The organism is Streptomyces sp. NPDC001270, from assembly GCF_042896695.1.
Classification (GTDB): domain Bacteria; phylum Actinomycetota; class Actinomycetes; order Streptomycetales; family Streptomycetaceae; genus Streptomyces.
Genome location: NZ_JBIAXM010000003.1, coordinates 311,991 through 323,740, shown reverse-complemented (window position 1 = coordinate 323,740; position 11,750 = coordinate 311,991). Strand labels below are relative to the sequence as shown.

Genomic DNA, 11,750 nt, shown 5'->3' with positions numbered 1-11,750 from the left:
GGGGTGCCCCGTAAGCTGGGGTCATGGCCTACGAGATTCCGGTGACGCAAGCCAGGGCTGAACTCGCCGACCTGATCAACCGGGTCGTCTACGGCGGTGAGCGCGTCGTCGTCACGCGCCACGGCAAGCCCCTCGTCGCCCTTGTCTCCGCCGCCGACCTGGAGCGGCTCGAAGAACTTCCGGAGCCCGCCGACGACCAGGTGGTCAGCTCCGTCTCCAGCGTCCGCGAGGCCGGGGGCGCACCGCGTGAACGGCGGCGCTTCGGCATCGCGGCCGAGCACCGCGGGCCCCACGGCTCATGACCCGGACGCCGGTCGTCGGCGCGCGCCACGGCCGGCCGGCGATGCCCGGACCCCGCCGTCAGGTGACGCCCGCACCACCTCCCCGCCGCCGCGATGTCCCCGCCACGGCCGGTCGGCGACGCCCGCACGAGCGCTGGTCGGCCGCCGCCGGCCGGCGGCCGCGCTCGGTCGCAGTGCCGCACCCGGTCGGGCGGTGAACTGCGGAGGGCGTCCCGGGAGGTCCGGTGGTCCGGTGGGTGTGATCGCGCCGGTATGACGGAGCCCAGGAAACGGTCATGAAGTGATCAAGGTCTGGTTAACGTCGCTGAAACTCCGGCGAACTAACCTGCCGATCCACGCCATCAGGGGTTTTCGGTGTCCCAATTGGGCGAGATCGCCCCATCTGGCCATGTGTTACATCTATCTCTGCCGTGGTGGCTGCGGCACTCGGACCCCGCACGGTCCGGAGTAGGACTGTGAGGTGGGACATGCAACTGACCCCGCACGAGCAAGAGCGGCTGCTGATCCATGTCGCGGCCGACGTCGCCGAGAAGCGGCGGGCCCGGGGTCTGAAGCTCAATCACCCCGAGGCGGTGGCGATCATCACGTCGCACATCCTCGAAGGCGCGCGGGACGGACGTGCCGTCGCCGACCTCATGGCCTCCGGCCGCACGATCCTCGCCAGGGAAGACGTCATGACGGGCGTCCCTGAGATGATCCACGACGTCCAGGTCGAGGCCACCTTCCCGGACGGCACCAAGCTCGTCACCGTCCACGAGCCGATCGTCTGACGAGGGCCGCCGTGATTCCCGGAGAAATCCTGTTCGCCGAGGACCCCATTGTCTGCAACGAGGGCCGCGAGGTCACCCGGCTCACCGTGCTCAACGCCGCCGACCGGCCCGTCCAGGTCGGCTCCCACTACCACTTCGCCGAGGCCAACCCCGGCCTGGAGTTCGACCGCGCCGCCGCACACGGAAAGCGGCTGAACGTCGCCGCGGGAACCGCCGTGCGCTTCGAGCCCGGCATCCCCGCCGAGGTCGGACTCGTCCCGATCGCCGGCGCCCGGATCGTGCCGGGCCTGCGCGGGGAGACCGGAGGTGCCCTCGATGCCTGAGATCTCCCGCGCCGCCTACGCCGGCCTGTTCGGCCCGACCACCGGCGACCGGATCCGGCTCGCCGACACCGACCTGCTGATCGAGATCGAGGAGGACCGCTCGGGCGGGCCCGGTCTCGCCGGGGACGAGGCGGTCTTCGGCGGCGGCAAGGTCATCCGCGAATCCATGGGCCAGTCGCGGGCCACGCGTGCGGACGGCACCCCCGACACCGTGATCACCGGTGCGGTTGTCGTCGACCACTGGGGGATCGTCAAGGCCGACATCGGCATCCGCGACGGCCGGATCACCGGGATCGGCAAGGCCGGCAACCCGGACACGATGGACGGGGTGCACCCCGAGCTGGTCATCGGCCCGGAGACCGAGGTGATCGCGGGCAACGGGCGGATCCTGACCGCCGGCGCGATCGACGCGCACGTGCACTTCATCAGCCCGCAGCAGGCCGACGAGGCGCTGGCCGCCGGCATCACCACGCTGGTCGGCGGCGGCACCGGACCGGCCGAGGGCTCCAAGGCGACCACGGTGACGCCCGGCCCCTGGCACCTCGCCCGGATGTTCGAGGCGATGGAGCACTACCCGGTCAACGTCGGCTTCCTCGGCAAGGGCAACACCGTCTCGCACGAAGCGATGCTGTCGCAGATCCGCGGCGGCGCGCTGGGCCTGAAGCTGCACGAGGACTGGGGGGCGACCCCGGCCGTCATCGATGCCTCGCTGACCGTCGCCGACCGCACCGGCGTCCAGGTCGCCATCCACACGGACACCCTCAACGAGGCCGGCTTCGTCGGCGACACGCTCGCCGCGATCGGCGGGCGCGGCATCCACGCGTACCACACCGAGGGGGCCGGCGGCGGGCACGCGCCGGACATCATGACCGTGGTCTCCGAGCCGCACGTGCTGCCCAGCTCGACCAATCCGACCCGGCCGTTCACCGTCAACACCGCCGAGGAACACCTCGACATGCTGATGGTGTGCCACCACCTCAACCCCGCGGTCCCCGAGGACCTGGCGTTCGCCGAGTCCCGGATCAGGCCGTCGACGATCGGTGCCGAGGACATCCTGCACGACCTGGGCGCCATCTCGATCATCTCCTCCGACTCCCAGGCGATGGGCCGGATCGGGGAGGTCGTCCTGCGGACCTGGCAGACGGCCCACGTGATGAAGCGGCGCCGGGGCACGCTGCCCGGCGACGGCCGCGCCGACAACCGGCGGGTACGGCGCTATGTCGCCAAGTACACGATCAACCCGGCACTCGCGCAGGGCCTCGCCCGGGACGTGGGATCCGTGGCGAGCGGCAAGCTCGCCGACCTGGTGCTCTGGGAGCCCGCGTTCTTCGGCGTGAAACCGCTGCTGGTCATCAAGGGCGGCCAGATCGCGTACGCGCAGATGGGCGATTCGAACGCCTCCATTCCCACCCCGCAGCCGATCCTCCCGCGCCCCATGTACGGGGCGATCGGCCGGGCGCCCGCCGCGAACTCGGTCAACTTCGTCGCCCCGGCAGCCGTCGAGGACGGGCTGCCCGAACGGCTGCGGCTGGGCAAGCGCTTCGTCGCGATCGAGTCGACGCGCGGCGTGACCAAGGCCGACATGAAGGAGAACGCCGCGCGGCCCGAGGTCCGGATCGACCCCGACAGCTTCGCCGTGCACATCGACGGTGAACTGGTCGAGGCCGCTCCGGCCGCCGAACTGCCCATGGCCCAGCGCTACTTCCTGTTCTGATGTCCCGGGCAGCACTCCTCGTCCTGGCCGACGGCCGCTTTCCCGCCGGAGGGCATGCGCACTCCGGCGGGGCGGAGGCCGCCGTCACGGCCGGGCGGATCACCGGTGCCGCCGACCTCGCGGACTTCTGCCGGGGGCGGCTGCACACGGCGGGTCTGGTGGCGGCCTCGCTCGCCGCGGCGGCGGTGCTCGGCATCGGCCCCGCCGCGCTGGACGCGGCGGCGGACGCCCGCACCCCCTCGCCCGCGCTGCGCGACGCCGCGCGCAGACTCGGCCGGCAGTTGCTGCGGGCCGCCAGGGCGACCTGGCCGTGTCCCGAACTTAACGCCCTGGGACGGGAGTTCCCCAAAGGCGCGCACCAGCCCGTGGTGCTGGGCCTGGTGGCGCGTGCAGCCGGCCTGGAGGCCGCGGACGCGGCCCACTGCGCGGCGTACGAGAGCGTGAGCGGGCCGGCGACGGCCACCGTACGGCTGCTGAGCCTGGATCCGTTCGACGCGACCGGGGTGCTGGCCCGGCTGGCACCGGAGCTGGACATGGTTGTGGGATGTGCGGTGGCGGCGGCGCGGCGGGCCCTCGACGAGGGTGTGGACGCGTTGCCCGCGGCCTCGGCGCCGCTGCTGGAGATCGGGGCCCAGGCGCACGCCGCACGGGCCGTCCGGCTCTTCGCTTCCTGACCGGCCCACGGCACCCCGAGCAAAAAGCCAACAGAACCAACAGAACCAACAGAACCGCCCAGAGCCATGGAGTCGGCGAAACCCGCCTCGTGAAGAGTGCCTTGAAGGAGACCCGCCATGCATCTCGACCACGCTCACCACGGCCCCGCGGCCGTCAGTGCCGACGCCCGGCGGGCGGACGGGTCGCGGCGGGCGCTGCGGATCGGCCTCGGCGGACCCGTCGGATCGGGCAAGACCGCCACCGTCGCCGCCCTGTGCCGGACCCTGCGGGACGAACTGTCGCTCGCCGTCGTCACGAACGACATCTACACCCGCGAGGACGCCGAGTTCCTGCTGCGTGAGGCCGTGCTGCCGCCCGAGCGGATCACGGCCGTGGAGACGGGAGCCTGTCCGCACACCGCGATCAGGGACGACATCTCGGCCAACCTCGAAGCGGTCGAGGACCTGGAGGACGAGGTCGGGCCGCTGGACCTGGTCCTCGTCGAGTCGGGCGGGGACAACCTCACCGCGACCTTCTCCAGGGGGCTCGTCGACGCGCAGGTCTTCGTCATCGACGTGGCCGGCGGGGACGACATCCCGCGCAAGGGCGGCCCCGGCGTCACCACCGCCGACCTGCTCGTGGTCAACAAGACCGACCTCGCGCCGTACGTCGGCTCCGACCTCGCGCGGATGGCCGCCGACGCGAAGGCGCAGCGGGCCGGGCTGCCCGTCGTCTTCCAGTCGCTGCGCGGCGAGACGGGCGTCGCGGAGGTCGCCGCCTGGGTGCGCGAACGGCTCGCCGCGTGGGCGGCGTGACCGCGACCGGGGTACGGGCGGCCGCGCGGATCGTCGCGCGCCCGGACGGCCGGGGCGGTACCGCGCTGCCCGTGCTGTCGGGCGAGGGCCCACTGGCGCCGCGGCGCACCCGGGCGAGCGGCGCTCGGGCCCGGGTCGTGCTCGTCGGGGCGATGGGCGGGCCGCTCGGCGGCGACCGGTTCACGGTCGAGACGCTCGTTGCGGCCGGGGCCCGGCTGCACGTCGGGTCGGCCGCCGCGACCATCGCGCTGCCGGGCCAGGCGAAGGGAGAGGCACGCTACGACGTACGGCTCAGCGTCGCCGCCGGGGGCGAACTGCGCTGGCTGCCCGAGCCGTTGATCTCCGCCGCCGGCAGCGAGCTGTCGGTCACCACTCGGGCCGACCTGGACGCCGGAGCCCGGCTCGTGCTGCGCGAGGAGCAGGTGCTCGGCCGGGTGGGCGAGGAACCCGGGCGGCTCGGCAGCCGGCTGACGGTGCGGATCGCCGGGTGCGCCGTGCTCGACCAGGAGCTTGCCTGCGGGCCCGGCGCGGCGGGCGGCTGGGACGGGCCCGCCGTACTCGGCGGCCACCGAGCCGTGGGGCAACTCGTCCTCGTACGACCCGAGTTCACCGACCGGAGACCGGTCGCCCGGATGCTGGGGGAGGGCGCGGCGGTCACTCCGCTCGCCGGTCCCGCCGTCCTGGTGAGCGCCGTGGCCGCCGACGGACTGCGGCTGCGGCGGACGCTGGACGAGGCGCTGGCGCTGCTCGACCAGGACCCGCAAACCGGGACATGATCATCCGGTTATCGGATTGGCAAAGAAGGTCAACGACCCCTGTTCTCAGCCTCCGCACAGGCACGAGGATCCCCCTGACGTTCACACCAATGCAGGGGGAGGGGCCCACTTGAGGGACAACAGACGGAAGAACCGGGTGCTCGCACTCGGTTCGGCCACCGCACTCGTCACCGTGACCCTGATAGCCGGCGCCGTCTCGGCGCCCACCGCCAGTGCCACCGCCGGGCACAGCCAGAGCCGCGAGGCCCGGGGCGTCGCGACTGCCGCCGAGCGGGCGGCGAAGGCCGGCATCGACTGGCAGGACTGCCCGGCCGACTGGGCGCTCGCCAAGCCCATCCAGTGCGGCTGGGTCACCGTGCCGCTCGACTACGCGAAGCCCGACGGCAAGCAGATCAAGCTCGCCGTCGACCGCATCGGCAACACGGGCACCGCGCAGGAGCGCCAGGGCGCGCTCGTCTACAACCCGGGCGGTCCCGGCGGCTCCGGGCTGCGCTTCCCGACCCGGGTCACCACCAAGAACCCGGTGTGGGCGAACACGGCCAAGGCGTACGACTTCGTGGGCTTCGACCCGCGCGGTGTCGGCCACTCCACGCCCATCTCCTGCATCGACCCGCAGGAGTTCGTCAAGGCACCCAAGGCCGACCCGGTGCCCGGCTCCGAGGCCGACAAGCTCGCCCAGCGCAAGCTGGCCCGCGAGTACGCGGACGGCTGCTACGAACGCAGCGGCACCATGCTGCCGTACATGACCACGCCGAACACCGCCCGCGACCTGGACGTCATCCGGGCCGCGCTCGGCGAGAAGAAGATCAACTATCTCGGTGTCTCCTACGGCACCTACCTGGGCGCCGTCTACGGCACGCTGTTCCCCGGGCACGTCCGGCGCATGGTCGTCGACAGCGTGGTCGACCCGGCGCGGGACAACATCTGGTACGAGGCCAACCTCAGCCAGGACGTCGCCTTCGAGGGCCGCTGGAAGGACTGGCAGGACTGGGTCGCCGCGAACGACGCCACCTTCCACCTCGGCACCACCCGCGACGCCGTCCAGGCCCAGTGGCTCCGCCTGCGCGCCACCGCCAAGGAGCACCCCATCGGCGGGGTCGCCGGCCCGGCCGAACTGACCTCCTTCTTCCAGAGCGCCCCGTACTACGACTCCTCGTGGGTGCCGGTCGCCACGGTGTTCGGCAAGTACGTCGCGGGCGACACCCAGGCCCTGGTGGACGCCGCCGCCCCGGACCTGTCCGACACCGCCGGGAACATCGCCTCGGAGAACGGCAACGCGGTCTACACCGCCGTCGAGTGCACCGACGCCAAGTGGCCCACCAGTTGGCGGCGGTGGGACCGGGACAACACCCGGCTGCACCAGGACTACCCGTTCCTGACCTGGGCCAACGCCTGGATGAACCTGCCGTGCGCCACCTGGCCGGTCAAGCAGCGGACCCCCGTCGACGTGAAGACCGGCAAGGGCCTGCCCCCGGTGCTCATCGTGCAGTCCACCCGGGACGCCGCCACCCCCTACGCGGGCGCCGTCGAACTGCACCAGCGGTTCCGGGGCTCCCGACTGATCACCGAGCGGGACGCCGGTTCGCACGGCGTGACCGGGCTGGTCAACCCGTGCATCAACAGCCGGGTCGACACCTACCTGCTCACCGGCGAGGTGGACGCCGCGGACGTGACCTGCGCCCCGCACGCCACGCCGAAGCCGTAACGGCGTACGGCACGACCTGAGGGGCGGCCGGGAGATGTGTCCCCCGGCCGCCCCTTCCGTACCGCTCGCTCACCGTGCGCGCGGCCAGGCGTCCTCGGCCGCGTGGTCGAACAGGTCGGGACGGGCCCCCGCGAGCAGCGGGAAGCCGCCGGTCCGGCCGGCCCGCGCCGGCGCGTCCACCGTCGGACGGCCGATCTGCCCCGTCGCCCCGATCACCACAGCACGTCTCATGGGGCGACGGTACGGACCCGGACCCGCCGGACACCGCCCGTTCTGCGGAGGGCAGAGCCCGGCACGGGCCGCCTCGGGAACCTCCCGTCAGCTCAGCGGCGCCCGCGGGAACCTCCGCTCCTTCACCCCCTGCGCCGCCGCCTCCTCCGCCTTGACGGCGGCGGCGTACCGGTCCACGTACTCCTGCTCGGACAGTGTCAGGATCGCGTACATGATCTCGTCGGTGACGGCGCGCAGGACGGTCTTCTCGTCCTCCAGGCCGGCGTACCGGGAGAAGTCGAGGGGCTTGCCGAAGCGGATGACGACGGGATGGACGTTCGGGATGACCTTGCCCGGCGGCTGGGCCTCGAAGGTGCCGATCATCGCGCACGGGACGACCGGGACGCCCGCCTTCAACGCCATCACCGCCACGCCGACCTTGCCCTTGTACAGGCGGCCGTCGTGCGAGCGGGTGCCCTCCGGGTAGATGCCGAGCAGTTCCCCCTTGCGCAGCACGCCGAGGCCCTCGCGGATCGCGGCCTGACCGGCGTCCTTGCCGGAGCGGTCGACCGGGATCTGACCGGCGTTGCGGAAGAAGAACGCGGTAAGCCGGCCCTTGACGCCGGGGCCGGTGAAGTACTCCGCCTTGGCGAGGAAGGTGATGCGCCGCTTGAGGATCGCGGGCATCAGGAAGTGGTCGGAGAACGAGAGGTGATTGCCGGCGATGATGGCGGCCCCGGACGCCGGCACATGCTCCAGCCCTTCCGTGCGGGGCCGGAAGACCAGCCTGAGCAGCGGTCCCAGCAGCACGTACTTGAGCAGGTAGTAGAACACGGCTCGCCCCTTCAACTTTGCCAGGTCCGCTTCAAGACTGAGCCTTTCCCAGGTCGACGGCACGGTCAAGGAAGTCGGCCCATGCGGACCTCGGGTCGGGCCGGTGGACGGGGGCGCGGGGTACGAAGGGGGTACAGGGGCGCCGCGTACGGAGGAGGCGCCACGTACCGAGGGGGCAGGTGGGCGCCGCGTGCAGGAGGACGCGGCCGGAAGGCGTACCGCCAGTGGCCCGTGGTCACGCACCCCCTACGATGGGCCCGATGACCCGAACCGACCGGCACCCGTCCCCGCCTCCACGGCGGTGGCGGGCGCTGCTCGTGCTCGGGCTGCTGGCCGGGCTGTTCGGCATGCACGCGCTGGCGCCCGGCGGCGCCATGGGCGGCGGACCGGACCACGGCTCCGTCCCGCACCGGACGGCGGTGGTCGCCGCCGGCCCCGACTGTCCGGACGACGGGCACTGCGGCGGACAGCACGTGCGGCACGCCGACCCGGCCTGCGCATCCGGCGCCGTGAGCTGGGGGCCCGTCCTGCCCGGGCTCGTCGCGCGACCGGTGGCCGCCGCCGTGCGTGCCGACCGGCCCGGCTCGTGCCCGGCCACGGCGCCCGACGGCGCCCGTGCGCCACCGTCCCTGGCGGAACTCCAACTCCTGCGGATCTAGAGGCCGCGACCACCGCACCCGGACCCCTCCGGCCGGTGCGGTGTTCGGCATGCCCATGACCATCACGGATCATTTCGTACCGCAGGAGTTCACGCATGACCATCCACACCACCACGACCACGCCCGACGCCGCCGCGCCGGGCACGACCGTCCGCGCCGCGACCGCGTCGGGCAGGGCCACCCGTACCCCGGTGCGGCGCGCCGCCCTCGTCCTGGCCGCGGCCGGCGCCGCGCTCGTCCTCGCCGCCTGCGGCAGCGGCGACGGCGGTGACGGCGGCGGCCACGCGGGGCACGGCGCCACGCCGTCCACGAGCGCGACCGACACCGCAGGCACCCACAACGCCCAGGACGTCACCTTCGCGCAGGGCATGATCCCGCACCACCAGCAGGCCGTCGCGATGGCCCGGCTTGCCGCCGACCGCGCCTCCTCCGTGCAGGTCAAGGACCTCGCCACCCGCATCGAGAAGGCACAGGACCCGGAGATCACCACGCTGACCGGCTGGCTCAAGGCGTGGGGCGAGGACGTGCCCATGGCGGGCATGGACCACGGCGACCCGGGCATGAGCGGGAACTCGGGCATGACCGGGATGATGGACGACAAGGACATGACCGCGCTGGAGAAGGCCACCGGGAAGGACTTCGACACGAAGTTCCTGACCATGATGGTCGAACACCACAAGGGCGCCGTCGAGATGGCCACGACCGAGCAGGCCAAGGGCGCCTACGGCCCGGCCAAGAGCCTGGCAGGCTCCATCGTGACCGCGCAGAACACCGAGATCGGGGAGATGCAGCACCTGCTCGGCCAGGGCTGACCGCGGGCCGCCCCCTCCCGGCCGCGGGCCGCCGGGAGGGGGCGGGCACGCCTCAGACCAGTACCCTCCCCACCGCCGCCAGCGCGGAGCGCAGCTCCTCCGCGGTGATCGTCAGCGGGGGCGCCAGCCGGATCGTGGACCCATGGGTGTCCTTGACCAGGACTCCCTCCCGCAGCAGCCGTTCACCGATCTCCCGGCCGGTGCCGATGGCCGGGTCGATGTCCACGCCCGCCCACAGCCCGCGCGAACGGAAACCGATCACGCCCCGGCCGACCAGGGCGGTCAGCCCGTCCCGCAGGACCACGCCCAGCTCCGTCGCCCGGCGCTGGAACTCGCCCGTCTCCAGCAGTCCGACCACCGCCGTGCCGACCGCCGCCGCCAGCGGGTTCCCGCCGAACGTGGAACCGTGCTCGCCCGGCCGCAGCACGCCCAGCACGGCACGGCGGGCCACCACCGCGGAGACCGGCACGATGCCACCGCCCAGCGCCTTGCCGAGGAGGACCACATCGGGTTCGACGGACTCGTGCTCGACGGCGAGGGTGCGGCCGGTGCGGCCGAGACCCGACTGGATCTCGTCCGCGATGAACAGGCAGCCCGCACGCCGGGTCAGCTCCCGCACCCCGGTGAGGTAGCCGTCGTCCGGGACGACGACCCCGGCCTCCCCCTGGACCGGCTCGATCAGCACCGCCGCCGTCGTCCCGTCGATCGCCGCCTCCAGCGCCGCGAGGTCGTTGTACGGGACGATCCGGAAGCCGGGGGTGAAGGGCCCGAAGCCGGCCCGTGCCGACTCGTCCGTGGAGAAGCCGACGATCGTGGTGGTCCGGCCGTGGAAGTTCTCCGCCGCGACCACGATGGTGGCCCGGTCGGCGGGGACGCCCTTGACCTCGTACGCCCATTTCCGCGCGACCTTGATGCCGCTCTCCACCGCCTCGGCGCCGGTGTTCATCGGCAGCACCATGTCGAGCCCCGTCAACCCGGCCAGCCGCTCGGCGAATTCGGCGAGCAGATCGTGGTGGAAGGCGCGCGAGGTGAGGGTCAGCCGGTCCAGCTGGCGGTGCGCGGCCTCGATCAGCCCGGGATGGCGGTGGCCGAAGTTGAGGGCCGAGTAGCCGGCCAGCATGTCGAGATACCGGCGGCCCTCGACGTCCTCCACCCAGGTGCCCTCGGCACGGGCGACGACCACGGGCAGCGGATGGTAGTTCTGCGCGAGGACCGGCTCCTCCGCCTGGATCAGGTCGGCGGAGGTACGCGTACGTGCGGGTGCTGTCATGAGCGGATCTCCTGGGTGCAGCACTTGATGCCGCCGCCGGCCTTGTGCAACTCCGACAGGTCGACGGGGACGGGGACATAGCCGTGGTCGGCGAGGCGCGCGGCGAGGGCCTCGGCCCGCGGCGCGATGAAGACGTGGCGCCCGTCGGAGACGGAGTTCAGGCCGAAGGCCATCGCGTCCTCGCGCGTGGCGAGCACCGCGTCGGGGTACAGCCGCGCGAGCACCTCGCGGCTGCCGGGGGAGAACGCCCCCGGGAAATAGGCGATGTTGCGGTCGTCCAGGACGAACAGCGCCGTGTCCAGGTGGTACAGGTACGGATCCACCAGGGTCAGGCTGATCACCGGCACACCGAAGAACTCCTGCGCCTCCTGGTGAGCGTCGCGGGTCGTGCGGAAGCCGGTGCCGGCGAGCACGTGCGGGCCGGCCGGGACCAGGTCGCCCTCGCCCTCGCACACCGACCGCGGGTGGTGCACGTCGAAGCCCGCCGTCTTGAACCACAGGTCGTAGTGGGTCGACTCGGGACGGCGCTGCGGGGCGAGGAAGAGGGAGCCGAAGACCCGGTTGCCGACGACGACCGCGGCGTTCGCGGCGAACACCATGTCGGGCAGACCGGAGACAGGGGCCACGGCCTCGACCGTGTGCCCGTGGGCGAGATAGGCACTGATCAACGACTGCCACTGCTCCTGGGCCAGGTCGACGTCGACCCGGGTGTCGGGATGCATCCAGGGGTTGATCGCGTACTGCACGGCGAAGTGTCTGGGTTCGCAGACGAGGAAGCGCCGGGGGCGCGGCACACGGCTGTCGGGCACAGAGGTGTTCCTCCGCTTTCCTGCGGTGTCGACTGACGGTGGCACCAAGGTAGGAAGTGACGGAGATGCCCGACAAGAAAAGAGAGCTGCGTGTGTG

General features: G+C 72.6%; 14 protein-coding genes. 10 read left to right on the top strand and 4 right to left on the bottom strand.

The genetic code is table 11. The features are described from left to right. Positions 1–23 precede the first annotated feature (23 nt). The 8 genes from ACFY2B_RS07785 to ACFY2B_RS07750 all read left to right on the top strand — a co-directional run bounded on the left by ACFY2B_RS07785 (position 24) and on the right by ACFY2B_RS07750 (position 7,059). Positions 24–302, top strand: coding sequence for a type II toxin-antitoxin system Phd/YefM family antitoxin (locus ACFY2B_RS07785; RefSeq protein ID WP_390762249.1), 279 nt, complete (start codon positions 24–26; stop codon positions 300–302). A 467-nt stretch (positions 303–769) separates the two neighbouring features. Continuing rightward, positions 770–1,072 (top strand): urease subunit gamma, encoded by a 303-nt coding sequence (locus tag ACFY2B_RS07780; protein WP_390762248.1) that lies wholly within the window; start codon positions 770–772, stop codon positions 1,070–1,072. Between the two features lie 11 nt (positions 1,073–1,083). After that, the gene (locus ACFY2B_RS07775) at positions 1,084–1,395 is read left to right on the top strand and encodes an urease subunit beta (RefSeq protein ID WP_390762247.1); all 312 of its coding nucleotides are present in this window, start codon (positions 1,084–1,086) and stop codon (positions 1,393–1,395) included. Further along, positions 1,388–3,109, top strand: coding sequence for an urease subunit alpha (locus ACFY2B_RS07770; protein WP_390762246.1), 1,722 nt, complete (start codon positions 1,388–1,390; stop codon positions 3,107–3,109). Before ACFY2B_RS07775 ends, ACFY2B_RS07770 begins: the two co-directional genes overlap by 8 nt. Further along, the gene (locus tag ACFY2B_RS07765) at positions 3,109–3,783 is read left to right on the top strand and encodes an urease accessory protein UreF (protein WP_390762245.1); all 675 of its coding nucleotides are present in this window, start codon (positions 3,109–3,111) and stop codon (positions 3,781–3,783) included. The genes ACFY2B_RS07770 and ACFY2B_RS07765 overlap by 1 nt, the downstream gene beginning before the upstream one ends. A 117-nt stretch (positions 3,784–3,900) precedes the next feature. Next, positions 3,901–4,578 carry an urease accessory protein UreG gene (gene ureG, locus ACFY2B_RS07760; protein WP_390762244.1) on the top strand — a complete coding sequence of 226 codons (678 nt, stop codon included), beginning with the start codon at positions 3,901–3,903 and terminating at the stop codon, positions 4,576–4,578. Next, positions 4,575–5,354: an urease accessory protein UreD gene (locus ACFY2B_RS07755; protein ID WP_390762243.1), complete on the top strand. Its 780-nt coding sequence runs from the start codon at positions 4,575–4,577 to the stop codon at positions 5,352–5,354. Before ureG ends, ACFY2B_RS07755 begins: the two co-directional genes overlap by 4 nt. Before the next feature lie 109 nt (positions 5,355–5,463). After that, positions 5,464–7,059, top strand: a complete 1,596-nt coding sequence (locus ACFY2B_RS07750; RefSeq protein ID WP_390762242.1) for an alpha/beta hydrolase — start codon at positions 5,464–5,466, stop codon at positions 7,057–7,059. Between the two features lie 69 nt (positions 7,060–7,128). Here the strand turns inward: ACFY2B_RS07750 and ACFY2B_RS07745 are convergent, their stop codons facing one another. Both ACFY2B_RS07745 and ACFY2B_RS07740 read right to left on the bottom strand, forming a co-directional pair. Continuing rightward, positions 7,129–7,290, bottom strand: coding sequence for a hypothetical protein (locus tag ACFY2B_RS07745; protein ID WP_390762241.1), 162 nt, complete (start codon positions 7,288–7,290; stop codon positions 7,129–7,131). 87 nt (positions 7,291–7,377) lie between these two features. Further along, positions 7,378–8,103: a lysophospholipid acyltransferase family protein gene (locus ACFY2B_RS07740; protein WP_390762240.1), complete on the bottom strand. Its 726-nt coding sequence runs from the start codon at positions 8,101–8,103 to the stop codon at positions 7,378–7,380. 260 nt (positions 8,104–8,363) lie between these two features. Here ACFY2B_RS07740 and ACFY2B_RS07735 point away from each other — a divergent pair, with 260 nt between their 5' ends. Then, positions 8,364–8,762, top strand: a complete 399-nt coding sequence (locus ACFY2B_RS07735; protein ID WP_390762239.1) for a DUF6153 family protein — start codon at positions 8,364–8,366, stop codon at positions 8,760–8,762. A 95-nt stretch (positions 8,763–8,857) separates the two neighbouring features. After that, the gene (locus ACFY2B_RS07730; RefSeq protein WP_390762238.1) at positions 8,858–9,574 is read left to right on the top strand and encodes a DUF305 domain-containing protein; all 717 of its coding nucleotides are present in this window, start codon (positions 8,858–8,860) and stop codon (positions 9,572–9,574) included. Between the two features lie 52 nt (positions 9,575–9,626). Here ACFY2B_RS07730 and rocD read toward each other — a convergent pair whose 3' ends face one another. Together rocD and ddaH are read right to left on the bottom strand one after the other, a co-directional pair. Next, positions 9,627–10,844, bottom strand: coding sequence for an ornithine--oxo-acid transaminase (rocD, locus tag ACFY2B_RS07725; RefSeq protein WP_390762237.1), 1,218 nt, complete (start codon positions 10,842–10,844; stop codon positions 9,627–9,629). Beyond that, on the bottom strand, positions 10,841–11,653 hold the full coding sequence (gene ddaH, locus ACFY2B_RS07720; RefSeq protein WP_390762236.1) for a dimethylargininase: 813 nt from the start codon (positions 11,651–11,653) through the stop codon (positions 10,841–10,843). The genes rocD and ddaH overlap by 4 nt, the downstream gene beginning before the upstream one ends. Between the last annotated feature and the right edge of the window lie 97 nt (positions 11,654–11,750).